This is a genomic window from Cohnella luojiensis (assembly GCF_004564235.1).
Lineage (GTDB): Bacteria > Bacillota > Bacilli > Paenibacillales > Paenibacillaceae > Cohnella > Cohnella luojiensis.
The window spans coordinates 184,231-210,645 of record NZ_SOMN01000002.1 but is presented as its reverse complement, the minus strand read 5'-3'; the positions used below and the strand labels follow the sequence as shown (position 1 = coordinate 210,645).

The following is a 26,415-nucleotide window of genomic DNA, read 5'->3' as shown; positions in this document are numbered from 1 at the left end:
CTCCTATAATCAATGCTCTTACATGGCCTTCCTTATCCAATGGCTATTGAGCCAGAAAAACACCCTTGTCCATGGACTTCCCTTCATCAGAAGCTTAGCGGTCTTCCGCACTTCAATCTGATCCCGAACCTTCGGATCCGATAGATATAGCGCCACTAGACCCTCTACGATCATCCGATGAAAGTGTCCGAACGGAAGCTCGTCTGCCGATTGCCTAGCTGCTTGAACCATTAGCTCCATCCGGCCGTTCAGAATTCGCTGATCTTCGTAATAGCGGCAAAAGTTCAAATCACCGCCGATTTCATCTTCTGCTTGATCTATCAAGTAGTCGAGCAGAATATGTAATCCGCATATGGATGGAAAATAATGATTTCTTATTTCATCGGCTTGATCAGCTTCTAAAGTTGGATCGCTTGCTGCCAAGAACAACATGAACACTCCGAGCGTCGAACCCGCGGCTGCCGCGAATTCATTCCATTTCAATTGCGGATATCGTGAGGCATGCTTCCCCCACCAATTCAATAGCTCAGGTTCTCGCTGCGAATGGGAGATATGCTTGTACACCTGCAAATCTCCATATAATTGCACAAGCTCCATCACATGCTTCTGTACATGGCGATAAGCGGGCAGTTGCGCGATCGAGTCCCTGCACTGCGCCACAAGGGCGGCGAGGTAACCCCCGTCATCCTGTTCTTCTCTCAAAGCGTAATAATTTAATACCTGCGCCTCCGGTGTGACTGCGTCGAGCATGCTTTGGTGCAGCAGGCGAAAATCTCCCGGATCCAAGGAAGTGCTGCGATCGCACAGATTGTCCAAGTAATCGCTAATCGTCTGAAGAGCCACGATCAGCGGAATCAAGATATGCCGTTGCTCCAGATTGGCAGCCGCATACACCCCTCCGCCTTCGCAATGAAACTGCTTCGCGTTCATGCTGTCCAGCGCTTGCTTGCGCAGCTCCGGGTCCGGTATGCCGTTTGCCCGAATTCTCCATCGGCCCAGTTCCGCGCGGACCTCCGGTAAAATATATTTATACACTCTTCTCATCAGCGTAATCGGTCCTCGAGGGGACCGGCCCGCCAACAGCGTTCGGCTTTTCATTTCAATTGGCCTCCGGTTCGCTCTATCCGACGTGCATTTTGGAATTATCTTCCAAGTCTTGTTGGGTACGAAACCAAATATTCAGGTCGTTGATTCGGCTGGCAAGATCCGCGATATCGCCGTTTATGCGACAGGACTCGGCGAAATCGTCTTCCTCGAAAAGTTGCTGCTGTCGGATCCTGATCTTAGCTTCAAAGCGCATGATTTGATCGGGGATACTCCCACGGATCATTTCCCATTTCGCAAGTATTGCGGTCCGATGTACAAGACTCAGTTCATTCCAATCGCTATCCAGGCATGGAATTGCAATTCCGTGCCGCTCGCTATATTCGAACTGGCTATCCAGCCACCCGGATTTCACCCGCATGTTCTCCACCCTACTCGCTCCTAGAACCTTTAAGAAAGCATTATCCTCTAATTTATCATTTCGAACCGGTGAAATCCAGCATTATTGTCTGAATCGTTGTCCGAAATCGTTCCCCGAATATCGTCGATTATCTGTTATAATGATAGCTATCTGGGTGGACGGGGTAAGTTATCACGCATCTAAGGAGATCACGATGTCAAAAGAAATCGAGCCGGTCTCGCTGAGACGGCTTTTCCTATTTTTCATTCCCATGGGCATCTCCGTACTGCTCATTAATCTGTCTCACGTTATTATTAACGGTACTTTGGCAAGATCGAGCAACCCCGAGATTATTCTGGCGGGCTACGCTTTGGCGATGAGTTTGCTTGTCGTGACGGAGAGACCGTCCGTTCTGTTCAGGCAAACCTGTTCCGCGCTCGTGAGAGACAGGATTTCTTTCCGTGCCGTTAGGAAGGTCAGCTTCTTTGTGTTCGGAGCTGCCTTGGCATTCGGCGGATTGGTCGCTTACACTCCGTTCGGGCATTGGATTTTCGGAGGCGCTTACGGGGCGGATCCCATTGTCGAAAGGGAAGCGGTGCATGCCTATTATGCTCTGATGTTCTTATCCGTTTTCTCCGGAATCCGTTGCTTATATCAAGGAGTCATTATATACAAGATGAGGACGCGATGGCTGACGATCGCGATGATCTTCCGGCTGGCCGGAATGTTCTTCCTATCGCAGTATTTCCTTCGCGTGGGCGTCGATAGCGCGCTGCAAGGAACGATAATATTCGTCTTCGGGATGATCATCGAAGCCTCTATTAGCTGGTGGGAATCCAGCAGGCTGCTAAAGGAAATGCCGGAGAAGGAAGAAAATTGCGATATTACGATGCCGAAACAGGTAATGGCATTCTATAATCCGCTGCTCTATTCTTCCCTAATCGTCGTATGGCTGCTACCGATCTTGAACGCGTTGTTAGGAACCACGGAGAGAGGAACGTTAGCCGTAGCCTCGTTCGCGGTAGCCGGCAGCTTAATGAATCTCATTCTCGGCTTCTTTACTTATTTTCATCAAATTGCGTTGTTGTTCGTAAAGTCTCATCCGGCTCTCGTTCGCCAATTCACGTTAACGCTGGGATTTATTCCGCCGTTGCTGATGTTGATAATGGCATTCACTCCTATAGGCTCTTGGATGTTCTCCCACATTCTCGGAGTCAAAGACGACTTATTGGATGCCTGCATTCATGCCTTGCGGGGATTTTTTCCGTTCGTGCTCGTATTTCCTTGGCTAGATACGTTAAACGGAATCGTGATGGCAAACGGCGAGACCAAGCTTATGTTCGGATCGCAGCTGGCTAACGCCATCATAACCGCTTTGTCGATCATCGTTCTCGTATTGATTCTGCCCGGTTGGAACGGCGTACTCGGTTCCCTGGCGCAATCGGGCGGAGTAATCGCCGAATTGGTATTTCTAGCCTATCTTTTCCGTCGCGCTCATCGTTCTGCTAAATAACTGATATTTGCTTTAAGAACAGGAGATTTCACCTCATGGAAAAAACGCATTCATTGCGAGGCCAGTTAACCGTGTTGCGTACGATGCAATTCTCGAATTACGCAACCATGGTATTGCTCATCTCCTATTTCCCGCTATATTTCGAAAGCCTCGGCTATACGAAGCTTCAGATAGGAGCTATCTATTCCGTCGGTCCCTTATTATCGATCGTATCGAATTTGGCCGTAGGGATCCTAAGCGACCGCACGAAAAACCTGCGCCGGATTCTCACCCTGCTCTATACCGTCCAAATCCTTGCGCTGGCTTTATTGTTACCGCAGAAGGAATTCGGGATCATGGCGGCCATCATGGCGTTGTTCTACCTATTCCAAACGCCCATCAACTCCATGCTCGATAGCGTGTCCCTGCTCGCGGCGGATCAGATGAACCGAACCTTCCCTGCCATCCGAGTGTTCGGTTCGCTCGGATATGCGCTTAGCGCGGTTGCCTTCGGTTACTTGCTTAAAATTTACGGCTCCGACCTGACCATCATTCTCGCCCTTTCCGTGATAGGAGTATCGATGATCTTCTCCTTTTTCATTGGAGACTTCCAGGCGACATTGAAAAAATTCGAATTCGGCGGGTTATGGGGACTTCTTCGCAAGCGAGAGACCGTTGCTTTTTTCGCGCTGATCATGATCGTCTCTGTCGCGCATCGGATGAACGAGGGTTTTCTCTCCATTGCGATGAGAGATCTCGGGGCCAACGACTCCATCATCGGTTATGCCTCGCTAGCTTCGGCGGTCAGTGAGATCCCGATGTTCTTCTTCCTTGCCAAATACGGACATCGGTACCGAGAGCTGCCTCTTCTGGCTGTGGCAAGCTTCCTCTATGTCATTCGATTGAGTCTGCTTAGCTACGCGAGTGGACCCTGGATGATGGTCGCGGTGCAAACTATGCATAGCATTACCTTCGCCATCTTCTACATTACGGCGTTGCGCTGCCTACAGGCTCTGATCCCCGATGAGTACCGTTCCTCCGGTCAAGCCGTATTCGCCGTCGTATGGTCAGGCTTGGCTGGATTAATCGCGGGTACTCTCGGAGGATGGCTGTACGATGCCTTTGGGCTTGGCTATGTATTCCGGACCGGCGCAATCTTCGCTTTAATAGGCGCGATCGGATTCCTGGTAGTGCATGTGCGTCGCGGCAATGCTTAATAAACAAAAAAAAGGCTGTATAGGGTCAATTACAATCCCTATACAGCCTTTTTTTAGCCGGTCTCTGCCTGCGGCTCCCAGTTCGATTCTTCCGTCCGAGTAACGGTTACCCTGGATATTCGCAAATGATCCGTCTCTTCTATCGTGAACCTGAACCCGTCTTCGGATACGACATACTGATTTTTCTTCGGCGGATTCTCGATCTGAGAGTAAATCCATCCGCCGATCGTATCGTAATCGTCCGTCGATATATCCAATCCGAAAAAGCTGTTTACTTCTTCGATCAGCATCATCCCGTTAATCGAATACGTGTTCTCGTCGCGCTTCTCCACGTCGGGACGTTCTTCATCGAACTCATCCTGAATTTCTCCGACGATTTCTTCCATGATATCTTCCAGCGTAACCAATCCTGAAGTTCCGCCGTATTCGTCGATGAGAATCGCGATTTGCGATTTGCGTTTCTGCATGAGTTTGAGCAACGTGCTGATCGGCATGCTTTCCGGCACGGTCGTCATCGGACGCATGAGTTCCCGGATATCGTGAATCGAATTGTCCGAAGCTTTCAACAAGTCCTTGATATGAACGAAGCCAATGATATTATCCTTATCCTTCTCGCAAACCGGATATCTCGTATGCATCTCGCGGAGCGCTATGCTCTTGTTCTCCTCGAACGACATATTGCCGTAGAGGCAGCTCATCTCCGTGCGGGGAATCATGATTTCGCGCGCGTTCGTCTCCGCGAATTCGAAAATATTATCCATAAGCGTCAATTCCGTCTTATCGATTAGCCCGCTCTTATGGCTCTCTTTCACTAATATCCGTATTTCCTCCTCCGTATGGGCCGAGGAAGAGACTTCCGAAGTATCGATTCCGAATGGCTTAAGCAATAATCCTGCGATGCCGTTAAGAATCCAGATAAACGGACTCATCACTTTACGGAAAAAGATCAGCGGGGTAGCCGTCCATAGCGTCACCATTTCGGCTTTGCGAATGGCCACCGATTTCGGTGCCAATTCACCGAGAATGATATGAAGCGCCGTGATAAATGAAAAGCCAATGATGAAAGATAAAGGATGTACCAGCTTGTCGTTCAAATTCATGGCTTCGAACAGGGGCTCGAGCATCCTCGCAATCGCCGGCTCGCCTATCCATCCAAGTCCAAGCGACGTAAGCGTGATTCCAAGCTGACAGGCCGACAAAAATGCATCCAGATGCTCCATCAAATGGGAAGCAACTTTCGCTTTCTTGTGTCCTTCTTGCACCAATGTATCAATTCTTGATCCGCGCGCTTTAACCATGGCAAACTCTGCCGCAACGAAAAAACCATTAAGAAACACCAGAGCAAAAATCAAGACCAAGTCCACGCTTAATGGAAAGGGGTCACCGTCCAAATAATCCCTATCCTCACCAGTAGGAGAGGACAGGTACACCTCCTTTATATATGGAAAAATAGCAATAATAAATAAATTGATAAAGATGCATAGCTTTTCTATAGCTTAGACGGTTTGGAGCAGTCCGTCAAACGACGGGTGACCCCGTAATTCGCCGTAGTATCCATCTCTATTCCCGTGAGCCTGCCACCTATGCCGAATTTTCGAACGAAAAGGCCTTATATCCCCCATTCTAACGATATAAGTTGATTTCAAGCTGTATTTAACGAAAATTAACGCTCCCTTTTGCTCTTCCCTCTGCGTTTTTGCTGGTTCTGCCGGATTTTATCCTCCATGCCTTGCTCCGTGGCTTCATAGAACACTTTGGAGGACAGCTTGTCCGGCAAATAATTCTGTTCCACGTAGTGTCCCGGATAATCGTGCGGATATTGATAGCCGACATGTCCTAATTTCTTCGCGCCGCTATAGTGCCCATCCCTTAGATGAAGAGGCACCTCAGAGGATTTGAGGGCATCGAACGAATCCATAATCCGGCCAATCGCAATCGCTATTGCGTTGGATTTGGGACTTTCCACCGCGAACAATATCGCTTGGGATACGATATACTTGGATTCAGGCCAGCCAATTCTATGGTAGGCTTCCATAGCGCTTACGGCTTGAACCATCGCCTGGGGGTTGGCAAGCCCGATGTCCTCGCTGCATGCGACCGTCAAGCGCCGCAGGAACACCATAGGGTCCATCCCAAGCTTCTCGACCGCATAGAGGAACCAGAACAGAGCGGCATCGCTAGAGCCTCTTACGCTTTTGTGGAATGCCGACAACACGTCGTACTGCGTTGACTCGTCTGCTTGAACCGTCGGCTGTCGTATGGATTCCTCCGCGACCTCAACCGTCAAGCGAACCGTGCCGTCAAGCTCCGATGGTGTCGTAACGGCGGCCAATTCCAACGCCGTCAAGGCACGCCGGATATCGCCGTTAGCCATCGAAGCGATATGCTCCAAAGCATCCTCCTCGGCAAACAGCTTCATAAACCCGAGCCCCTTAGAGGAATCCGCTAACGCTCTACGCATCGCCAGCATGGAGTGCTCTTTCGTAAGAGGCTCAAGACGGAACAGCGTCGAACGCGATAGCAATGCTCCGTTGACGGAGTGGAAAGGGTTTTCCGTCGTCGCCCCGATAAATATAATAATCCCGCGCTCAACGGCAGGCAGAAGGGCATCTTGCCTTGCGCTATTGAAGCGGTGTACCTCGTCTAGGAACAGAATCGTCTTGCGCCCGTACATGCTCTTATTTCGTTCCGCCTGCTCGATGACCTCCCGAACGTCCTTCACCGACGCGTCTACCGCGTTTAACCGAACGAAATCGCCCTTCGTTTGCTTGGAAATAATATGCGCTAACGTCGTTTTACCGCAGCCCGGAGGACCGAATAGCAGAATCGATGAAACAACATCGCCTTCTATAGCCCTCCGAAGCAATTTTCCTTGACCGATAAGGTGATCCTGACCGATATAATCCTCCAGCGTCTCAGGACGCATCCGATCGGCGAGCAATCTCGCTTGAGGCTCCGATTGTTCGCGAAAGCTGAATAAATCCATCCTATGACCCGCCTTTCTGCTCCCCCTATCATATCAGAAAGACATATGGACAGGAAGAGAACGCGAACAGGCGTTCCTTTATAAATTTTTTATCTCCGCTTGAATAATCGCTCTTCTTTCCCTTATATATTGACGGATGACGTTCGGTTCCCCAAGAAATTCGCCGAATGACCATCTACGAGTCGGATCCTCGCGAATGTACGGGGCAATCTGATTCACCATTCGTTCCACGATGGGCATTAACCGGCTTTCGGAAAAGGGACCGTTCAATGCTTTCAGTAAAATGGTTTTATATTGCCTGCGAATGCTCGAGTACCCTAAGAGCTTGCGCGTTAGAAAGTTGTAACCGGCGACCTCTACCAAGTCGCTTTCAACTCTGCGGCCATAGCAATTGCGCCCCCAAGTTCCTTCATAATCCCAGGGTATCATTCGGAGCTTACTCGTTTTCCGGCTGCGGTATATCGCATAATTCTGCTCGAAACCATCGTAATTCCCCGTAAGTACGGCGCCGGCCAACCAACCAAGATAGTTGGTTACGTCCAGGCGGGACTTGATGAAGGCTTCCCCTTTCGTCCCCTTGAGCGAATTAAACCTTTTAATGAAGCTTTTCAGCTTCGCCTTCTCGGAAGACCCGCCGAACCGATGCTCGTATCCCGTGAAAAGGGATGATTTGAGATGATCGGTATCCGGCGACATCAGACCGAAATCGGCGCGGTTGTTAATGGCATAGAACAGGGAATAAGCCCCGATTCTTCTCCTTCGGAAAAAGAGCTTCTCAACCCCCTCGATCTCCAGATAAATTCCGAGAGGTTGACCATTCATCATAAGGAGTACGTGTTTCGTTCTCGGTGCAGGTATTCCGATCATCGGAAAAAAGGCGAACGAAAGCGCGTTGCGGAGCATGGATGGATCGTCGAATTCGGCGTTGTAGTGAAAAGCTTGGTTCTTGCTCACGACTTCGTAGGATCGTTTAGGATACCCTCTCGTATGGCCTCCCCTATAACGCACGAGCACCGACGCCGTTCTGCCATTGGTAGTCATTTTGGCCGGGACGTAATTGTCGTTCCAAAGGTTTCTTTCCAGTTCCCGGCTTGCCGATTCGCTAATAATGAGAGACCTGACCGGTAGTGGCATATCGACTCCGCCTTTCCTTTATGAAGCGTCGATTCATCAGAATCAGCGTATGTCGCCCCGGCATTCGCGGAAACGGCATTCGTCTATGAACCAAGCCAAAAAGAAAGGCTATCCCCCGCAGCTCAGCTGCAATAAGGATGCCTCCGTTTCACAATGCGTCGGGACTCTTATACACTATCTTCTACGCCCGCTGCCGCGACCGCCAGTTCGTTTGCCGCTACGCCCGCGAGTTCCGCCAGTACGTTTGCCAGTACGTCCGCCGGTTCCGCCAGTACGTTTGCCAGTACGTCCGCCAGTGCGACCGCCTGTACGTTTGCCAGTGCGACCGCCTGTACGTCCTCCAGAGTGATCGCCAGAGTGATCGCCAGTACGACCGCCTGTACGTCCGTCTGTACGGCCTCTTGTACGTCCGCCAGTGCGACCGCCTGTACGTCCGCCAGAGCGACCACCGCTTCTTCCACCGCCTACATTGTCCCCGGCGACTCCTTCGCTAGAAAAATGACCTCCCCAATTTCCCCAGGATTGGTTGTTTCCTTGCGCTCCTGTATCGTTATGCCCTTGATGACTCTGATCCTGCTCTCCTCCGGCCTTTTTCTTGCCGCCTTTAACTTGCCTCCAGCAAATGCATTTACGGTAGTAACGTTTAGGACGATTTCTTTTTCCTTCATGCAATTCAATGCTCAATGAAGCTACACCTCCAATTTAAGATTATTCAGTCTATGAGTGAATGCCTGTTGTCGATAGAGACAGGCGCAGAATACCGGATAAAAAGGGCTTTTCTCTACTATGTATATGCGGATTTTTCGATGTACTCGGACAACCAACCGTATCTCATTCACTGAGAGGCACATAGATATAGATTACAAACTCACTTCCCCCACAAGTGCAAAGGAGGGACAAAGAATAAGGATAACAAAAGCGTATATAGGCAGTCATGCAAGTGTCCCTCTTCGCGATGTGAGAAGTAAGTTTAGCGAATCTATCAATGAATGGAATTTCCCAATTATGGAAGGAGAATGAACCCATGTTATTTAGTTTTTTCCAACCGGTTCAAAAAGCACCGCAACAGCAGGCCACTCAAACGCGGCAACATAATTACGTATTGCAGGCAGGTCACCTTATTGGCCAAGAGGTTCGAGTCAATCGTGGCGGTCCCGACAGCGTAGAAGGTGTTCTTATTGCAATCCCTGGTGACTTTCTCGTCATCCTGTCTGACAATGTCATCGTCTACGTCAATGGCGCTCATGTCAAAAGCATTACGGAAGGCATTAAAAAAGGCGGAAAAAGCGATGGAAAAAGCGGAGGTCGTTCCGGCGGAAGACACAGAAGCTTCATCAGCGCCCCTAACTTCCAAACCCTTCTTGCCCGCCTGCGCCATAAGCACATCCAAATCAACCGCGGCGGACCGGAGAAGCTCGATGGTTTCCTAGCCGAGGTTGGCCCGGATAACGCTCTGCTCATCGTTGATCGCGAATTGGTGAGAATCCCTGTTTTCCACATCAAAAACGTGTCTCTCTCCGGCAAAAACCAAAACAAAAATAAAGACAACAATAAAGACAACAATAAAGACAACAATAAAGACAACAATAAAGACAACAAAAACAAAAGCGGAAACAAATCCGGCGACAACAAATCCAATAAATCCGGCGGCAACAAAACAGGAGGCAGATCCGGCGGCAAAAATCGGACCGGCGGTACTCAGGGGCGCGGAGGACGCAATCGTAACAAAGGTAGCGGTCGCCGCTAACCACGGCCATGCCCAGGTTCAACCGTAGTCGCAAAGGAGGTGCTTCCGCTGAACCCATGGAAACTTACTTGAACCAATCCGTGTCCTTAACCGTATCCGGCACCCGATTTCCCGTGAAAGGTAGGCTAATCGATCTTGGCGCCGACATTCTCGTCCTGCACAACGGCACCCAATTCCTATACGTACCTCTCGTCCACATTCAGCAATTGACCCGTTGCCCGGCTCATGAATCCAACTTCGGCACACCGTCCGAGCCACCGCTCGATCCCGCAATGGATTTGTCCTACCGCAAGGTGCTGCTTAACGCGAAAGGAATGTTCTCAGAGCTCTATATCGCCGGCAGTCAAACGGTTCATGGATACGTTACAAGCATTATGAATGATTTTTTCGTCTTCTATTCGCCTATGTTCAGATCGCTCTATGTATCTATGCGACACTTAAAAATACTCGTGCCCTACGATTCGCACACGACGCCCTATGCACTGGAGCAAGAGAAATTTCCCGTCCATCCCGCTACGGCATCGCTAGCACGAACGTTCGACCAGCAGTTAAAGAAATTCGAAAACGAATTCGTCATCCTGGATTTAGGGGAACATCCCGAGAAAATCGGCTTGCTAAAATCCGTACAGAATAATCTGCTTGAACTGGTTACCGCGGACGGCGCCAGTACCTTTATCCATCTGGACCACGTCAAGACCATTCATCGCCCTTAATCAATTAGGCAACGACAAATAAGGCTATTCCCAGCGCTCGACGCTTGGAATAGCCTTTATTCGTGTTTGCTTCATCCGTTATTTATCGGAAGGCCTTTTGAACCCTCCGGACAGCTTTTCAATCGCCTTCTCTATTCGAGAAACTCGGGTTTCCTCCCTCTTAGCCTCCACGATCCAACGTACGTATTCTTTTTTATGAGAGGGTGCAAGGTTACCGAAGAAAGCTGTCGCTTCCGCATTCGCGTCAACCGCCGCCTGCAGGTCTTGGGGAATCTCGAGAGGTTCGGTTTGCCCCGCGCTCGCTGCACTGCGCTCGGCTGGAGGCACGCGGGTTTTTCCTACCGCGCTGGCAGGGCGAAACCTTAACGCGGACCAGGTATCGTCCACGGAAACGATGGCTATGCCTTCCCAGCCCGAGGCGGATACGATGGACCAGCCGCGATCCCTGTTCAGGTCGGTCTTGATCTTCGAAGAACCCTTGGGATAGCAAATCCATAGCAATCCATCCGGCTTTACGGCACGAAGAGCTTGCGGAGCAAGCCGCTCCACATCTGCAACGCTAGTAACGAACAATTGCACGAAATCGTATGTGCCGTTCTCGTTCTCGAGCGCCTGCGTATCTTGCTCCGTTCTTCCCACGAGCTCCAGAAATCCTTGCGGCGGCTCCATAATCGCTATTTTACCGTCCGAAGATAATCTTAGCTTCTTGATCAACGCCTCATTCATATGGTTTATCCACCCTTGCCAGAAGCTCCTTGAATACGACGCTAACCATAATCAATCCCGCAACGGGGGGAACGAAAGCATTGCTGGAAGGCGGTTGCTGGGCTTTACGAATATCCTTCGGCGCCGTATCCGGGACAATCTTCTCGGTTACGTCGCCTCGCGGCTTGATCGGAAGCTCGGTAGAGAATACGACCTGCACGCCTCGCTTGATGCCCTCGTTCCGCAGTTTTTTGCGGATGACGCGCGCGATCGGATCGACGGACGTCTTGGAAATATCCGCGACTTGGAAACGGGTAGGATCCGTTTTGTTCGCCGCTCCCATGCTAGAGATAATCGGGATACCGCGCTCCAAGCATTGTTTGATGAGATGGATCTTATAGGAAATCGTATCCGAAGCATCGATGACGTAATCAAGCGGGTATTTGAATAACTCCTCGTACGTCTCCTCGGTATAGAACATCCTGAGCGAGATGACATCGCAATCCGGATTGATAAGCTTGATGCGATCTCTCATTAAATCAGCTTTAGGCTGGCCGACGGTTGTCATAAGCGCGTGTATCTGACGGTTGATATTGGTAATGTCGACGACGTCCTTGTCGATCAATACGATCCGTCCGATTCCGGAGCGGGCCAATGCCTCGGCCGCGATTCCGCCGACTCCGCCGATTCCAAGCACGGCGACCGTGCTGCCCTTAAGCAGCTCCAGACCTTCCGGCCCGATCGCCAATTCCGTTCTGGAGAACTGGTGCAACATCGGTTCGTTCTCTCCTTTGCCTTAGCCTTGGGTTTGCGCGGCAATGGCTTTAGCCGACAAGCGAACATGCAAGTCGTCCAATTGACGATCCGTTACCGGGGATGGAGCATCGCATAACAAGTCCGTTGCGCTTGCCGTTTTCGGGAACGCGATCGTTTCGCGCAGGTTAGTGCGGCCCGCAAGCAACATAATTAAACGATCCAATCCGAACGCGATTCCGCCATGAGGCGGCGTACCATACTCGAATGCGTCGAGGAAGAAACCGAACTTCTCTTGCGCTTCTTCGGTAGAGAATCCGAGAGCTTGGAACATCTTCTCTTGCACGTCGCGACTGTAAATCCGCATGGAACCGCCGCCGACTTCATAACCGTTGAGCACGATATCGTAAGCTTGCGCGCGAATGGCACCCGGATCGCTTTCGAACAAGGGAAGATCTTCGTCGCTAGGACGGGTGAACGGATGGTGCTCGGCAACGAAGCGTTTGCCTTCTTCGTCCCAGCCGAGTAATGGGAAGTCGACGACCCATAAGAATTTGTAAGCCTTGTTGTCGATCAGGCCAAGATCGCGCCCGACCTTCTGACGCAAATTGCCCATGACGTCGGCAGCCGTCTTTAGTTTATCGGCGGAGAACGTCAGCAGGTCGCCCTCTTCGACGTTCAAGCGTTCGGTCAACGCCGCGATTTCCTCCGGCTTGAAGAACTTCACGATCGGACCGCGCCATTCGCCGTCCTTGACGGTAATCCAAGCAATGCCTTTGCCGCCGTAACGGGCGGCGAACGGTTGAAGGTCGTCAAGCTCTTTGCGGCTCCAGCTCGCGCAGCCTTTGGCGTTCAAGGCTTTCACGACTCCGCCGGAAGCGGCTACGGAAGCGAATACTTTCACGTCGCTGCTCTTCACGATGTCGGTTACGTCTTCGATCTCTAACCCGAACCGCAAATCCGGCTTGTCGGATCCGTATTTGTTGATCGCATCGCTGTAAGTCAAACGTTGGAGCGGAGTCTGGATCTCGACGCCGATCGTTTCTCGGAAAAGACGAGCCATCAGTTCCTCCATCATGCTTAGTAATTGATCCTGAGAAAGGAATGAAGTCTCGATATCGATCTGAGTAAACTCCGGTTGACGGTCCGCGCGAAGGTCTTCGTCGCGGAAACAACGCGCCACTTGATAATAACGCTCAAGACCGCCTACCATGAGCAATTGCTTGAACAATTGCGGCGATTGCGGCAAGGCGAAGAATTCGCCCGGATGAACCCGGCTTGGTACCAAGTAATCGCGCGCGCCTTCCGGCGTGCTCTTGGTCAGGATCGGAGTTTCCACGTCGATGAATCCGTTATCGTCTAGGAAATCGCGGAATACCTTCGTCGCTTTCGAACGAAGCAGAAGCGTCTTTTGCATTTCCGGACGGCGAAGATCCAGGTAACGGTACTTCAGGCGAAGCGATTCATCTACTTCTACCCCGTCTTCGATTGGGAATGGCGGAGTTTTCGCCGCATTGATGATTTCTACTTCTTGCACCTGGACTTCAATCTCGCCAGTCGCCAAATTCGGATTAAACGTCTCGGCGTCGCGCTCGACGATTTTCCCTTTGACCGCCAGCACGTATTCGTTGCGCGCGCGGCTTCCAAGCTCTAACGCTTGACCGGAGAACTCAGGGTTGAAAACGATTTGCACGATTCCCGAACGGTCGCGGAGATCAATGAAAAGAATCCCTCCGAAGTCGCGCCAGCCTTGCACCCAACCGTTCAAAACGACCGTCTGGCCGACATTTTCCTTGGATAATTTACCGCAATCGATGTTTCTGAGCATCATGAGTTGTTGTTCCCCTTTTCGTCTATGGTCATGTAACTTCGAATCGTTGTACCTAGCTCGGCAAGCTTAACGGATTGCAGTTGCAGTCCGTCCGACGTCAGCCTTAGAGAGATTTCGCCGCGATCGAGCTCGTCGTCGCCCAGAACGGCCGTGAACCGGGCGCCGCTGCGCTCCGCAGCCTTGAATTGCGCTTTCGTCTTCCGCCCTTGGTAATCGCGATCCGCCGCGATTCCCTCCATACGAATCTGCTGTAGCAGCGCCGGGATTGCTTTCTCCGCGCGATCGCCGAGCGCGACGATATACACGTCCGCGACATTGCCCAGATCGGGTCTAATTCTTTGGTCTTCCAATAGGAGGAGCGTTCTCTCCAATCCGAGTCCAAGACCTACTCCCGGCTTGTCATCCCCGCCGATCTCCGCGACAAGCCCGTTGTATCTTCCGCCGCCGCCAATCGTATCGATAGCGCCGATCCCTTGGCACTTGTATTCGAATGCCGTATGCGTGTAATAATCCAATCCGCGTACAAGCCTGGAATTAAGGTTATACGGAATTCCCGTTTCGTCCAGACATTCGCGCACTCGCGCGAAATGCGTCTCGCTTTCTTCATCAAGGCTATCCAGAATGGAAGGTGCGTTGGTGAACTTGTCTTGATCGACCTTGCAGTCGAGAACCCTTAGTGGATTACGTTCCATCCGCGATTGGCAATCGTCGCACAAGTCGTCTTTCATCGGCATCAGGAAAGCTAGCAGCTTCTCCCGGAACTCGGCTCTAACCGCAGGGGTACCAACCGAGTTCAGATCCACCGTTACGCCCTTTAGCCCAAGTTCGCGATAGAAGGAGTAGCCTAAAGCGATTACTTCCGCATCCAAAGCAGGGTCCGAAGACCCGATGGCTTCGACGCCGAACTGGTGGAATTGGCGGTATCTTCCCGCTTGCGCCCGCTCATAACGGAACATGGGACCGATGTAATAAAGCTTGGATATATCCGGCTCGCCGTAAAGTTTGTTCTCCACGTATGCCCGCACGACTCCTGCCGTTCCTTCCGGGCGGAGCGTCATGCTGCGTTTGCCGCGATCCTCGAACGTGTACATTTCCTTCTCGACGATATCCGTCGTTTCGCCAACTCCGCGTTTAAACAGCTCGGTCGCTTCGAATACAGGGGTCCGGACCTCGTTAAACCGGAATTTCCGGCAGATGTCGCGCGCCGTATTCTCCACGTATTGCCATAGCTCCGAATTTCCGGGCAAAATATCCTGCGTCCCCGGCGGTTTTTGAAAACCCATAGTTTTCACTCCTTTTCAGACAATAAAAAAGCCCCCGTCCCATAACGATCCTAAGATCGTCAGGGACGAGAGCGTGTTCTGCATGCTCCCGCGGTGCCACCCGTCATTCAAGCCGATCATCCGTCCCAGAGGAACATATCGATACTAGCTTGCGCTTCATCCGGTTAACGCCCGGCTACGCCAAGAAACTACTCAACCCGCACGCATCCGGCGTTCGCGTCTTTCGCATCTGGTTCTCGAGGGTGTCGTTCGTCCAATCATCGCCGGAAAGCTTGCAGCCTAATGGCTTTCCTCTCTGGAGGCGTGGGGCCGGAGTACTGTTCCCTGTCATAGAATCGAAGGCAAATTTCAATTGTAGTTAATTGTAGTCTGTTGCCGAGGGCATGTCAAGACGACTTCGTTTAAAAGAAAATAACCTGCCAACTCACTGACAGGTCCATACGTTAAATATATTGAAAAAGGGGGTCGTCTATAGAGTAGTCTATTTACTTTAAGAAGGCATGAATAAAAGATTACAGTTTCGTTACAAAAAAGAAAACGCTAACTTGCGAAAAAGGTAATAACGTGTGAAATCTACGGTTAAGGAGAAAGGGATCGTTGCCATCCCCCCGCGTAACACAGCCGCGAAGACGCGTTGTAGTGGCAATCAGCGCCTTTACAGGGTATGCACGGAGTAGCTTAGGTGCTTTTAACGGCAATCCGTGCCGTTACGGGCAGTGTTCGGAGTAACTCGGGAGCCGTTAACGGCAATCCGTGCCGTTACGGGCTGTGTTCGGAGTAACTCGGGTGCTGTTAACGGCAATTCTTGCCGTTACCGACTGAGCTCGGAGTAACACGGGTGCTGTTAACGGCAATTCTTGCCGTTACCGACTGAGCTCGGAGTAACACGGGTGCTGTTAACGGCAATTCTTGCCGTTACCGACTGTGCTCGGAGTAACTCGGGTGCTGTTAACGGCATTTTGCCGTTACCGACTGTGCTCGGAGTAACTCGGGAACTGTTAACGGCAATTTTGCCGTTACCGACTGTGCTCGGAGTAACTCGGGAACTGTTAACGGCAATTCTTGGCAATTCTTGCCGTTACGTGGTCCCGTGCGGCAGATCTCGCGTGATAACGGCGCGCAGTGCCGTTATCACGCGAGCGGTCGAGCCGCTCGATTTAGCCTCGCCCGCCGGGGGGTTGGCGTCTTCCGTGAGCGGCTCCCGCTAGCGGACCCGCCCCCAGCTCGCTCCCGAATTCTTCGCCGATCTGACTCGCTAAGGCCATCGCTTCCCTGCGTTCCGGCATCAAGCCTTCCCGCATCATCCACTCCATATTGGCTTCCTTGCGCGATTGTCTCATCATGCCGACATCCTTTCTTTTTCAAAGAAGGGTTCGACATGTAGTGTTGCCGCAAGGACACAATTTCAACCGTTCCGGCTGTCTAAAATTAGCGTAACCGGTCCGTCATTCACGAGAGAGACATCCATCATCGCGCCGAATCGACCGGTTTCCACCCGTAATCCCCGAGAACGAAGACGCTCGTTGAATTGCTCGTAGAACGACACAGCTTGCTCCGGCCTGGCGGCGCCCATGAAATTCGGCCGCTTGCCCTTGCGGCAATCCCCGTACAACGTGAACTGGGATACCGATAGGATGGCTCCCTTGACGTCTTCGACCGACAGATTCATTTTTCCGGCTTCGTCCTCGAATATTCTTAGTCCCGCAAGCTTGTCCGCCATCCAGACCAAATCCTGCTCCGTATCCTCTTGTCCTACGCCGATTAGCAGCATCAAGCCTGCACCGATTTCTCCAACGACATGATCATCGACGGTTACTCTTGCTTCGGATACGCGCTGTAATACGACTTTCACTCCCTGTTCCCCCCGTTCTAGCTGCCTGTTGCTATTGCATCATCCGTTGCACGGAAAAAATATCTTTGACGCGTTTGATTTTATCGACGACCGACTGAAGGTGATCCTTGTTGCGAATAAGGATCGTCATATGCATAATCGCCATCTTATTCTTATCGGAACGACCCGATACGGCGGCTATGTTCGTCTTGCTCTCCGAAACCGCCTGAAGAACCTCGTTCAGCAATCCTCTGCGGTCGTGGCCGAGAATCTCGATCTCGACGCTGTAATTCGACTCGACGGCCGACTCCCAATCGACCTCGATGACGCGAGCCGCTTCTTCTCCGTCTTCTCCGGTCGGAATGTTCGGACAGTCGCTCCGATGAACGGACACGCCTCGACCGCGCGTAATATAACCGACAATGTCGTCTCCCGGCACTGGATTACAGCATCTCGCGAAACGAACAAGCAGGTTATCTACGCCCTTCACGCTGACCCCATGGGTCGGACGCCGTTTCTCCGTTGCCGACGCGGGAGCTTTCATTTCCTTGACTTCCGTCGTCAATTGGATTTGCTGCGCCTCTTCCGCTTCCTTGCGCATTTTCTCCGTCAGCTTCGTGCAGATTTGGGCAGCCGTTATGCCGCCGAATCCGATAGCCGACATCATATCTTCTATATCGTTAAAAGTAAATTTCTTAGCCGCTTCCTGGAGTTTATCCTCCGACATCCATTCATGAGGCTCCAAGCCTAGCCGTTTCAACTCCCGCTCAAGCAGGTCGCGCCCCTTATCGACGCTCTCTTCCCGCTGCTCTTTCTTGAACCATTGGCGAATCTTGCTTCTCGCATGGGAGGATTGCGCGATTTTAAGCCAATCCTGACTCGGACCGTAGGAATGCTTCGAAGTAAGAATCTCTACGATGTCGCCAGTCTTTAGTTTGTGGTCAAGCGGAACGATACGACCGTTAACTTTGGCGCCGATCGTCCGGTTGCCGACCTCGGTATGAACGCGGAATGCAAAATCGAGCGGAACGGCTCCCGCAGGCAGCTCGAATACTTCGCCTTTGGGCGTGAACACGAATACGAGATCGGAAAAGAAATCCATTTTCAACGATTCCATGAACTCCGCCGCATCGCGGGTTTCCTGCTGCAGCTCGATGATTTCGCGGAACCAATTCATTTTATCCCCGAAGCTGCCGGGCGTTACGCCAGTCGTGTTTCCATCCTTATAAGCCCAGTGGGCTGCGATTCCGATTTCGCTTGTCCTGTGCATATCCCATGTACGGATTTGTACTTCCGTCGGTTCCCCCGTCGACCCGATGATCGTCGTATGCAAGGATTGATACAAATTCGCCTTCGGCATGGCTATATAATCTTTAAAACGTCCCGGCATCGGCTTCCATAACGTATGAATGATTCCGAGCGTCGCGTAACAATCCTTCACGTTATCGACAAGAATGCGTATCGCCAGCAAATCGTAAATCTCGTTGAATTGTTTGTTGCGGTTAGACATCTTCTTATAGACGCTGTAAATATGCTTCGGACGCCCGGAAATATCTCCTTGTATGCCCATTTCCTCCAGCTTCTCGCGAATTCGTTCGATCAACTCCGCAATGTGCTGCTCCCGCTCCGTGCGTTTCATTTTCATCAGATGGGCTATGCGATAATATTGCTGGGGATTGAGAAACCGGAGCGCGATGTCCTCCATTTCCCACTTGATCGCGCTGATCCCGAGCCTGTGGGCGATCGGAACGAAAATTTCCAGCGTCTCGTGCGCGATGCGCCGCTGGCTCTCTTCCGACTGGAACTTAAGCGTGCGCATATTATGGAGCCGGTCGGCCAGCTTAATCAGAATAACCCGAATATCGTTCGCCATCGCCACGAACATCTTGCGGTAGTTCTCGTTCTGCTGCTCTTCCTTCGACTGAAATTGAATCCGCTCAAGCTTGGTTAAGCCGTCGACAAGTCCAGCGATGACTTCGCCGAAACGGTCGCGAAGATCTTCGACGGTGACGTTCGTGTCTTCGACAACGTCGTGAAGAAGTGCAGCCATTACCGTAGTGACATCCATCTGCATACCCATGCAGATTTCGGCAACGGCTACGGGATGCAGGATATAAGGTTCACCGGATTTACGAACTTGGCCGCGATGCGCCTCTTCGGCGAATTCGTAAGCTTCCCGGATTTTCTGCAAATCTTGTTCTTTCATATATGTGGTTGCTTTCTCGAGAAGCAGCTCCATGCCCATGCTGAATTCCTTTCCGCCGGCGCCGTACGCCGGGAGTTTCCCCTGAAGTTATTGCTACCATTATGCCTCTTAGCGACAGGAAACGTCAACCTTGCTTCCGAGCGTAATTGTTACAACATATGACATACCTAAATTGAGCGTAACCGCATAGGAATAGCGGCTACCAAAAAAGACATCCCCCGTCGTTAAACTAAGGAATGTCCTTCCTATTTCGCTCTTATTAGTAAGTAACCAGGGAAACGACATCGAGTCCCGACAATTTGTCTCTTCCGCTTAAATAACTAAGCTCGATCAAGAACGCGGCCCCCACGATCTCTCCCCCAAGCTTAGTGATCAGATCGATCGAAGTCGCGATTGTTCCCCCGGTAGCAAGCAGGTCGTCCGCGATCAGTATTTTCTGTCCCGGCTGAATGGAGTCGCTATGAATGGCGAGACGGTCTTTGCCGTATTCCAAGTCGTAAGCCGCTTCCACCGTATTGCCCGGCAGCTTGCCGCTCTTGCGGATCGGAACGAAGCCTACTCCCAACGCGATCGCGAGAGGCGCTCCAACGACGAATCCGCGAGCTTCCGGGCCCGCGATCAGGTCGATTTCCTTTTCCTTTACCATTTCTTTTAACGAATCGATGGCTGCGCGATAGGCAGGACCGTCTTTAAGCAATGTCGTAATATCTTTAAACCGAATGCCCGGTTGCGGAAAATCCGGGATAACCCGGATGTAGTCTTTGAAATTCACGAATATCAAACTCTCCTTTAGGGAATGAAACGTATACTTATTTATCACGAACTGCATTATACACTTTTTCCCCGCCATTTGGCTAGAGAACATGGCAAGAAGACATCCAACCATGAAGTTCTTCCGTCGTCATTTCCGTTAGTCTCAATCCTTGGGCGTGGTCTCGGGCCTTGCGGTACCGCGAAGATTCCTCTAATTCCCTGCGCGGGGGCTCGGAGACGATCTTCCGCGAAGCTCCTTCTGCCGAAATAAAACCAAGCTCGATAAATATTTCATGCATCATTCTAACGGTGGATAACGGCCATTCCGTCTTCTCGGCAGTTTCCTGGATAAACCCATCGGGACTGTCAATCCATTGGCCGCGCTGGCGGCACATCGCATATACCTCAGCAAAGTGCTTCCGCTCGGGGAAACTCGCTCCGCCCGGTTCCAGGGTATGGCTTCCTTTATCTTGCCCAGAGAATACCGTTACGCTCTCCAATCCCCTCTTCGGAGCAAGCCATTCCTTTAACACTCTAACTTCTTGGTCGCTAGAAGGTAGACCGATCAATATCAGATGCCGCCATTCTCCGCGACGATCAACATACCGCTCGGAGGTTGCCGCCGTTTGAATGGCCGTATTCCCGTTATTGTCGATCCCTGCAACAGTATACGCGCTGATCGGAATTCCCGCAGGCCCAAATCTGGAAACCGCCTCATTGAAAATCGCAAGAGGCGAGCAACCAACCGCTAAGCCGCTCTGCTGATTAACGATAAGCTTTTCAACCGCTCCCCAAACATTTCGTTCCTTCCGCCTATCGTTCAGATGCAGATGCTGCGACCGGAAGTCTTGGAACATGGCTTGCACCTTACGATTACCGTTCCATTCATTAACCGATAACTCGCCAAGAAGATCTATTTTTAGTCCCGGCGCCAGACGTTCACGCTGATCTCCCATACCGAATGCGACAACTTCGACCGTGCTGCCCGCTTGTTCTACGGTCATACGCAAATGCTTGTCCTCTTTCCCCATCGTGCGACTTTCCCGAATCAACACGTCACGGATTAGAATTCGCGGCGTAGGATTCCCGTTCCCGAACGGCTCCAATCGAGCCATCTGGTCAATCGCCTTAAGCGTAATCTCGGATAGCGGAATGCTAAGATCGATTCTGCGTTTCGGCTGCCAGTCTTCCGCGTTAAGCCATTGTTCCGCTAACGTATGTAGACGTCCCGCGAGCTCGGCAATGTTTGCATGGGTAATGGTCATGCCGGCCGCTGCTTGATGGCCCCCGTAATGCTCCATTAGGTCCGCGCATTCCGTAAGAGCCGCGTAGAGATCGAATCCGTCAATGGAACGCGCCGAACCTTTGCATTTCCCCGAATCCGCATCCATGGCCAGAACGATGGTCGGACGGTAGTATCGTTCCACTAGCTTAGAAGCGACCAGTCCGGCGATGCCCGCGTTCCAACCTTCTTTGGCGAGAACGATAACATTGCTTAGCTTACCTGGCTCGGACGCGCATTGATTCTGCCACATCTCCTCCGCTTCGATTACCGTTTGCTCGACCAACGCTTGGCGCTCGACATTCAACTTATCAAGCTCGTGAGCCAGCAGCTCGGCCTCCTCGTCTCCGGCCGCAGCGAGCAGCTTAACCGCTCTGTCCGCATGCTCAAGCCTTCCCCCCGCATTCAGCCGCGGCGCCAGGGAGAACCCGATTCTCCCGCTGGTCAAGTCTTCCGGCTTCACCGCGCATACCTTGCAGAGCGCACGAATGCCGGGATTCGGCCCGCGGCGCATCTGCTCAAGCCCGAGGCGCGCGATTATGCGATTCTCGCCGGTTAGCGGCATCAAGTCCGCTATCGTTCCGATTGCCGCCAAATCCGCATACTCGATCTTCGGATGCCCGAACATGGCATGCGCAAGCTTGAAAACGACTCCCGCCCCGCAAAGTCCCTTGAAGGGATAAGGGCAGTCCTTCTGTTTCGGATTAACGAGAGCGACCGCATCCGGCACGATCTCCGGCGGTTCGTGATGATCGGTCACGACTACGTCAATGCCTAACTTCCCGGCATAGGCGATTTGGTCAACCGCGCTAATTCCATTGTCCACCGTAATAAGCAACCGGACGCCGGCTTCCGAGGCTAGATCGATGGCACCGAGATTAAGCCCATACCCCTCCCGGCTTCTATGGGGAATATAAGTGTCGAAGGTTGCCCCTAATTCGCTCAGCAAACGTATCATAAGCGTCGTAGAAGTCACGCCATCCGCGTCATAGTCTCCATAAACGCGTATTCGTTCTCCTTCCCGTACCGCACGGGATATTCTCTCGACGGCTTCGGTCATCCCCTTCATTAAAAAAGGGTTCACCAAATCTCCAGTATCCGCTTGGAGGAATGGCAAAGCCTGCTCAGCGGATTTCCAGCCCCTATTGACCAGCACTCCTGCCACTAACCGGCTAACGTTCAAGTCATGGGCAAGCCGAGTTACGAGCTCTTCGTCCTGAACGGGGATATCCCATCTGTATTTGGATTTAATCATGATAGGTTACTCCCTCCCTATAGCGCTGACAAGAATAAATCCGCCGGCAGGTTGACGGCGGATTGAATTTTGATGCAACCGATAAACACTATTGCAGAAGCGATGTAATTTCTTCTTCATGATGATTAGACTTATAAGGATATCCCGGGTCATAGGGCTGCACTTTGACATTGGCATCCATAACGTGCAGGAATCGTTTGGTTAATTGGCGGCGTACGCGATGAGCGATATCCTGACCCTCGAACACGCTGATTCTCGGGTTAACCCGAATCACGACGTCCAATATAACGTAATGCCCATGCTCTCTGGCTTTCACTTCGTCAACGGCGACAACGCCGTCAATTCTCTGAACGGCTTCAAGCAAGGATTGCGCGTCCGCTTCATCCAACGCGTAACGATCGGAAGTGCGCAAGACGCTTGCCGTCATGCGGTAACCCATCCGGACGACGAACACCGATATGACGATTCCAGCGGCTGGATCAAGGACATATAGGTATGGCATATCGTAAAGCTCGCCAACGAACGCGCCCGAAGTTCCGACAAGAGCGGTTAACGAGGCGAAGATATCCGAACGATTATCGCCGCCTCGATCTCCGCGAATGCCGCTGCGGCTATCTCGGCTGCGTCGATAGCGGATAAGTCCTTCTCTTACGCCGATTCCTGCCACGATGATAACTACGGCTCCGATACCGGGAGCTTCGTCGACGCCGTTCGCAACCGATCGCGCCGAGGAAATCCCGATCTCGATTCCCGCTACGAGCAGCATCGCCGATAACACGATGGCCGCTATCGTCTCGGGTTGATGCCGCACAGTACTAGCCGCATTCGGGTTAACGCGCGCTTTGCGTATTCCCAGATAAGAAGTGAATGTGCCCGCGCAATCGGCTGCCGACTGGCAAGCATCGGCCATTAAGGCTTTGCTCCCCGTTAACCAACCGACGGAACCTTTAACGATACACAAGCCGAGTAGCCCCCACAGAGAAACCAGTGAGCCGCGTTCAGCAGTTACGGAGCGTTGTTCCATAGCCAATAGAGCCACTCCTTTCCTGTTGCTTAAGGCGTGCTTTGCGGTTTAACCGCTACTTTCTTGATAGGCTGTCTCTTCTTCAGGTACAACCAGAGCTGGCTGGCAATGAAGATAGAAGAATAGGCTCCGGCCACCAAACCGAAAATCATCGCAAGCGAGAATAACTTAATCGATTCGCTGCCGAAAATGAACAAGCAAACGGATGCGATAAGTACCGTAATTACCGTATTAATCGAACGCGACAACGTCTGCCAAACGCTCTTGTTTACTAGCGCGTCCAGATCGGCCGCCGTCTTGATTTTAGCAAAACGCAGGTTCTCCCTGATTCGGTCGAAGATAACGACCGTATCGTTGATCGCGTAACCGATAATCGTCAGAACGGCAAGGATGAAAGGCAGATTCACTTCCAGCCGGAAAATGGAAAACATCGTAATAACGAAGAACGCGCTATAGATCAGAGATACTACGGCCGAGATCGCGAAGCGCCATTCAAAACGAATGCTAACGTAGATGACGATACCTAAGCAGGCAATGGCCATGCCTATTAGAGCGCTTTGCTGTTGTTCGCGCGCGATGTCGACGTCGACGATGTTAATCTCATAAGATGCATCCGGATCGATTTGTGCGCTGAAAGCGGCCTTGAAGTCTTTTTCCTGGTTTTCGTTTAGCGCCTCTTTAAAACGGATGGAATCACGGTTCTCCGCAGTAGTTAACGTATATTCACCTATCTTCTGTTCATCAAGAAAGGCTCTCAATTTCTCTTCGGTAACGGGTTTCTTGGTAGAGATATCCATTGATGTTCCGGAACTGAAATCAATGCCGTAGTTCAATCCGGAAATGCTTACGATCACGATACCGAGGAGCGTGATAATCGCGGAAATGATTAAAAACCGACGGCTGGTCTTCACGAAGTCGAAGGTACGTTTAGAGCGCATCGATTTCACCCTCTTTCACGCTGTAATAGGACGGTTTGTTGAAATATCCGCTCTTGACGAGCAGGTTAAGGAAATAACGCGGCAAGAACACGTTAGTAAGGATGTTCACGAGTATACTCGCGATGAGTACGACGGCAAAGCTCTTCACGATACCGTGTCCCATAAAATACAGCACCGATCCCGCGATTAGCGTCGTGATATGCGCATCGATAATCGTCCGGAAGCTGTTCTTAGCCCCTGCGCGAAGCGAGGAGGTAATCGTTTTGCCTGTACGAAGCTCGTCCTTGATGCGTTCGGCCGTAATGATGTTCGAATCGACCGCAATCCCGATACCGAGTACGAACGCCGCGATTCCAGGCAGAGTCAAGGTTGCTCCCATCAAGTAGAACACTCCTAGCAGCACCCACACGAACACGAGAAGACAGATACTCGCCACAAGCCCCGGTAAGCGATACAAAACCAACATGAAGATAAGAATAAGCACGGAAGCTAGAACGCCCGCGAATAGCGTGTCGTTCAATGATTGTTTACCAAGCGTAGCGCCGACGCTTTGCGTGTACTTCTCGGTAAGCTTAAGAGGCAACGCTCCAAGATTGATGATATCCGCTAGGTTTTGCGCTTCTTCCCGGTTTTCTTGTCCGCTAATGACCGCTGTACCATCGGTTAATGGTTGTTGGACGACCGGATCGGAAATCAGATCTTCATCCAAATAGATGGCCAGGTTTTTATTGACCAGCTTGGTAGATACATCTGCAAGCTTTTTCTTATCATTCACTTCTATGCGAACCAAGGGACGACTTAAGTTGTCGAACTCGACCTTAGCGGCGCCCTCCTTAAAGTCGCTTCCCAGAAGCTCTAATTTACAATAGGACCCATCCGCGCAACCTTCCGCGCTTCGGAATTGCAATTCGGCGGGACGCTTCATCAGATCGCGGATTTTCTCTACCGCATCATCCCGTTCTTTGTCCGTGGATCCGGTAGATACCGCGATTTTCAGACGGATCCGGTTTTTGCCTTCCGTCGTGACTTCGGGCTCGGCCACATTGGTTTTGTTGGCCCGCTTCTCCAAGCTCTTGGCGGTTTGGATTAGAGCTTCTTTCGTTACGACGCCGCCCTCCGTTAACGGAAACGCCTCGTACAGAATTTCCACTCCGCCTTTCAGGTCGAGCCCAAGCTTCGTTCCGTTCAATAGTCCGGGCGTGAATGCTCCCATGATCCCGAAACTAACGAGTACAACGAGCACGAAAGCCACTATTCGTTTCATCTCTATTGCGATCCCCTTTCGATTCTCAATGTTCCTATTATACCTACGCGATCAAATGGAAGTCAAAAAGAAAGCCTTCCCCTGCTAGGAGAAGACTCTCATCGTTCGATTATCTTTTACGAATTTCTCCTCTGTACATGCTTAAGGTAATAAAGTTCATGAACTGCGTCACCTTAAGGGACAAAATGTCGTTGACTACCTCATATAATGGCGGCGTGCCTTTCTTGTGGTATTTATCGCTCACGCATTCCCACACGTCTGCTCCCGTCACCTGATCATATCCAATGAGATGGAATTCCTCCGCTTTGCTCAGACAAAGCAACTCGATCGTCTCGTTCATCTCTACATCGCTCATTTCGGACTCTGAGCCCGCGTCGATATCCTTAAGATTCGGTAACCCTTCGTCATGCTCTTCCACCTGTGAATTTCCTCCCGCCCTTGGTGAATGTGAGTCGCTCCCTATGATGCTCTATATGGTTTCGATACTCAAGTTCAAATTCCTGCCAATGGCATGAAGAAGGACAACCATCGCATACATATGGACTAACCTACCTGAG

The 26,415-nt window shown here is 51.4% G+C and carries 24 protein-coding genes; 4 read left to right on the top strand and 20 right to left on the bottom strand.

The window, feature by feature from the left end; all coding sequences use genetic code 11:
- Window positions 1-18: 18 nt before the first annotated feature.
- The gene (locus E2980_RS02930) at window positions 19-1,098 is read right to left on the bottom strand and encodes a tetraprenyl-beta-curcumene synthase family protein (RefSeq protein ID WP_135150628.1); all 1,080 of its coding nucleotides are present in this window, start codon (window positions 1,096-1,098) and stop codon (window positions 19-21) included.
- Between the two features lie 22 nt (window positions 1,099-1,120).
- A complete protein-coding gene (locus E2980_RS02925; RefSeq protein WP_205699915.1) occupies window positions 1,121-1,465 on the bottom strand; it encodes a hypothetical protein in 345 nt (114 codons plus the stop codon).
- A gap of 193 nt (window positions 1,466-1,658) precedes the next feature.
- Between E2980_RS02925 and E2980_RS02920 the strand changes: the two genes are divergently transcribed.
- A complete protein-coding gene (locus E2980_RS02920; RefSeq protein ID WP_135150627.1) occupies window positions 1,659-2,957 on the top strand; it encodes a multi antimicrobial extrusion protein MatE in 1,299 nt (432 codons plus the stop codon).
- Window positions 2,958-2,992: 35 nt separating this feature from the next.
- Entirely contained in the window at window positions 2,993-4,153 is a 1,161-nt protein-coding gene (locus E2980_RS02915) for an MFS transporter (protein WP_135150626.1), read from the top strand.
- A 53-nt stretch (window positions 4,154-4,206) separates the two neighbouring features.
- On the opposite strand, the gene E2980_RS02910 is transcribed toward E2980_RS02915, so the two are convergent.
- The 5 genes from E2980_RS02910 to E2980_RS02890 form a co-directional block, all read right to left on the bottom strand.
- Window positions 4,207-5,544, bottom strand: coding sequence for a hemolysin family protein (locus E2980_RS02910; RefSeq protein ID WP_135150625.1), 1,338 nt, complete (start codon window positions 5,542-5,544; stop codon window positions 4,207-4,209).
- Between the two features lie 272 nt (window positions 5,545-5,816).
- Window positions 5,817-7,139 (bottom strand): replication-associated recombination protein A, encoded by a 1,323-nt coding sequence (locus tag E2980_RS02905; RefSeq protein WP_135150624.1) that lies wholly within the window; start codon window positions 7,137-7,139, stop codon window positions 5,817-5,819.
- Between the two features lie 78 nt (window positions 7,140-7,217).
- Window positions 7,218-8,273 (bottom strand): CotH kinase family protein, encoded by a 1,056-nt coding sequence (locus E2980_RS02900; protein WP_135150623.1) that lies wholly within the window; start codon window positions 8,271-8,273, stop codon window positions 7,218-7,220.
- Window positions 8,274-8,440: 167 nt separating this feature from the next.
- A complete protein-coding gene (locus E2980_RS24020) occupies window positions 8,441-8,734 on the bottom strand; it encodes a hypothetical protein (protein WP_167746950.1) in 294 nt (97 codons plus the stop codon).
- A gap of 3 nt (window positions 8,735-8,737) precedes the next feature.
- Window positions 8,738-8,941, bottom strand: a complete 204-nt coding sequence (locus E2980_RS02890) for a hypothetical protein (RefSeq protein WP_135150622.1) — start codon at window positions 8,939-8,941, stop codon at window positions 8,738-8,740.
- 356 nt (window positions 8,942-9,297) lie between these two features.
- Between E2980_RS02890 and E2980_RS02885 the strand changes: the two genes are divergently transcribed.
- Window positions 9,298-10,020, top strand: a complete 723-nt coding sequence (locus E2980_RS02885; RefSeq protein ID WP_135150621.1) for a hypothetical protein — start codon at window positions 9,298-9,300, stop codon at window positions 10,018-10,020.
- A 56-nt stretch (window positions 10,021-10,076) separates the two neighbouring features.
- A complete protein-coding gene (locus E2980_RS02880) occupies window positions 10,077-10,733 on the top strand; it encodes a DUF2642 domain-containing protein (protein WP_135150620.1) in 657 nt (218 codons plus the stop codon).
- 78 nt (window positions 10,734-10,811) lie between these two features.
- Here the strand turns inward: E2980_RS02880 and E2980_RS02875 are convergent, their stop codons facing one another.
- From E2980_RS02875 to E2980_RS02815, 13 genes are all read right to left on the bottom strand, one after another.
- Window positions 10,812-11,459 (bottom strand): YdeI/OmpD-associated family protein, encoded by a 648-nt coding sequence (locus E2980_RS02875; RefSeq protein WP_135150619.1) that lies wholly within the window; start codon window positions 11,457-11,459, stop codon window positions 10,812-10,814.
- On the bottom strand, window positions 11,452-12,213 hold the full coding sequence (locus E2980_RS02870; RefSeq protein WP_135150618.1) for a tRNA threonylcarbamoyladenosine dehydratase: 762 nt from the start codon (window positions 12,211-12,213) through the stop codon (window positions 11,452-11,454). The genes E2980_RS02875 and E2980_RS02870 overlap by 8 nt, the downstream gene beginning before the upstream one ends.
- Window positions 12,214-12,234: 21 nt before the next feature.
- On the bottom strand, window positions 12,235-14,022 hold the full coding sequence (gene aspS, locus E2980_RS02865; protein ID WP_135150617.1) for an aspartate--tRNA ligase: 1,788 nt from the start codon (window positions 14,020-14,022) through the stop codon (window positions 12,235-12,237).
- A complete protein-coding gene (hisS, locus tag E2980_RS02860) occupies window positions 14,019-15,305 on the bottom strand; it encodes a histidine--tRNA ligase (RefSeq protein ID WP_135150616.1) in 1,287 nt (428 codons plus the stop codon). The genes aspS and hisS overlap by 4 nt, the downstream gene beginning before the upstream one ends.
- Window positions 15,306-16,462: 1,157 nt before the next feature.
- A complete protein-coding gene (locus tag E2980_RS02855) occupies window positions 16,463-16,648 on the bottom strand; it encodes a hypothetical protein (protein ID WP_167746949.1) in 186 nt (61 codons plus the stop codon).
- Window positions 16,649-16,710: 62 nt separating this feature from the next.
- Window positions 16,711-17,157, bottom strand: a complete 447-nt coding sequence (gene dtd, locus E2980_RS02850) for a D-aminoacyl-tRNA deacylase (RefSeq protein ID WP_135150614.1) — start codon at window positions 17,155-17,157, stop codon at window positions 16,711-16,713.
- A 31-nt stretch (window positions 17,158-17,188) separates the two neighbouring features.
- The gene (locus tag E2980_RS02845) at window positions 17,189-19,381 is read right to left on the bottom strand and encodes a RelA/SpoT family protein (protein WP_135150613.1); all 2,193 of its coding nucleotides are present in this window, start codon (window positions 19,379-19,381) and stop codon (window positions 17,189-17,191) included.
- A 220-nt stretch (window positions 19,382-19,601) separates the two neighbouring features.
- Complete coding sequence (locus tag E2980_RS02840; protein WP_135150612.1) at window positions 19,602-20,114, bottom strand: adenine phosphoribosyltransferase; 513 nt, start codon at window positions 20,112-20,114, stop codon at window positions 19,602-19,604.
- 82 nt (window positions 20,115-20,196) lie between these two features.
- A complete protein-coding gene (recJ, locus tag E2980_RS02835; protein ID WP_135150611.1) occupies window positions 20,197-22,632 on the bottom strand; it encodes a single-stranded-DNA-specific exonuclease RecJ in 2,436 nt (811 codons plus the stop codon).
- 88 nt (window positions 22,633-22,720) lie between these two features.
- The gene (locus tag E2980_RS02830; RefSeq protein ID WP_240702849.1) at window positions 22,721-23,656 is read right to left on the bottom strand and encodes a cation diffusion facilitator family transporter; all 936 of its coding nucleotides are present in this window, start codon (window positions 23,654-23,656) and stop codon (window positions 22,721-22,723) included.
- A 29-nt stretch (window positions 23,657-23,685) separates the two neighbouring features.
- Window positions 23,686-24,594, bottom strand: coding sequence for a protein translocase subunit SecF (gene secF / locus E2980_RS24550; protein ID WP_135150609.1), 909 nt, complete (start codon window positions 24,592-24,594; stop codon window positions 23,686-23,688).
- On the bottom strand, window positions 24,584-25,858 hold the full coding sequence (gene secD, locus E2980_RS24545; protein WP_135150608.1) for a protein translocase subunit SecD: 1,275 nt from the start codon (window positions 25,856-25,858) through the stop codon (window positions 24,584-24,586). Before secD ends, secF begins: the two co-directional genes overlap by 11 nt.
- 109 nt (window positions 25,859-25,967) lie before the next feature.
- Window positions 25,968-26,276, bottom strand: a complete 309-nt coding sequence (locus tag E2980_RS02815) for a post-transcriptional regulator (protein WP_338080600.1) — start codon at window positions 26,274-26,276, stop codon at window positions 25,968-25,970.
- Window positions 26,277-26,415: the final 139 nt, after the last annotated feature.

Bases quoted from the DNA above. Each gene is read 5' to 3' on its own strand.
- E2980_RS02930 (WP_135150628.1), bottom strand. From the start codon at position 1,098: ATGAAAAGCCGAACGCTGTTGGCGGGCCGGTCCCCTCGAGGACCGATT.
- E2980_RS02925 (WP_205699915.1), bottom strand. From the start codon at position 1,465: ATGCGGGTGAAATCCGGGTGGCTGGATAGCCAGTTCGAATATAGCGAG.
- E2980_RS02920 (WP_135150627.1), top strand. From the start codon at position 1,659: ATGTCAAAAGAAATCGAGCCGGTCTCGCTGAGACGGCTTTTCCTATTT.
- E2980_RS02915 (WP_135150626.1), top strand. From the start codon at position 2,993: ATGGAAAAAACGCATTCATTGCGAGGCCAGTTAACCGTGTTGCGTACG.
- E2980_RS02905 (WP_135150624.1), bottom strand. From the start codon at position 7,139: ATGGATTTATTCAGCTTTCGCGAACAATCGGAGCCTCAAGCGAGATTG.
- E2980_RS02900 (WP_135150623.1), bottom strand. From the start codon at position 8,273: ATGCCACTACCGGTCAGGTCTCTCATTATTAGCGAATCGGCAAGCCGG.
- E2980_RS02890 (WP_135150622.1), bottom strand. From the start codon at position 8,941: ATGAAGGAAAAAGAAATCGTCCTAAACGTTACTACCGTAAATGCATTT.
- E2980_RS02885 (WP_135150621.1), top strand. From the start codon at position 9,298: ATGTTATTTAGTTTTTTCCAACCGGTTCAAAAAGCACCGCAACAGCAG.
- E2980_RS02880 (WP_135150620.1), top strand. From the start codon at position 10,077: ATGGAAACTTACTTGAACCAATCCGTGTCCTTAACCGTATCCGGCACC.
- E2980_RS02875 (WP_135150619.1), bottom strand. From the start codon at position 11,459: ATGAATGAGGCGTTGATCAAGAAGCTAAGATTATCTTCGGACGGTAAA.
- E2980_RS02870 (WP_135150618.1), bottom strand. From the start codon at position 12,213: ATGTTGCACCAGTTCTCCAGAACGGAATTGGCGATCGGGCCGGAAGGT.
- aspS (WP_135150617.1), bottom strand. From the start codon at position 14,022: ATGATGCTCAGAAACATCGATTGCGGTAAATTATCCAAGGAAAATGTC.
- hisS (WP_135150616.1), bottom strand. From the start codon at position 15,305: ATGGGTTTTCAAAAACCGCCGGGGACGCAGGATATTTTGCCCGGAAAT.
- E2980_RS02855 (WP_167746949.1), bottom strand. From the start codon at position 16,648: ATGATGAGACAATCGCGCAAGGAAGCCAATATGGAGTGGATGATGCGG.
- E2980_RS02845 (WP_135150613.1), bottom strand. From the start codon at position 19,381: ATGGGCATGGAGCTGCTTCTCGAGAAAGCAACCACATATATGAAAGAA.
- recJ (WP_135150611.1), bottom strand. From the start codon at position 22,632: ATGATTAAATCCAAATACAGATGGGATATCCCCGTTCAGGACGAAGAG.
- E2980_RS02830 (WP_240702849.1), bottom strand. From the start codon at position 23,656: ATGGAACAACGCTCCGTAACTGCTGAACGCGGCTCACTGGTTTCTCTG.
- secF (WP_135150609.1), bottom strand. From the start codon at position 24,594: ATGCGCTCTAAACGTACCTTCGACTTCGTGAAGACCAGCCGTCGGTTT.
- secD (WP_135150608.1), bottom strand. From the start codon at position 25,858: ATGAAACGAATAGTGGCTTTCGTGCTCGTTGTACTCGTTAGTTTCGGG.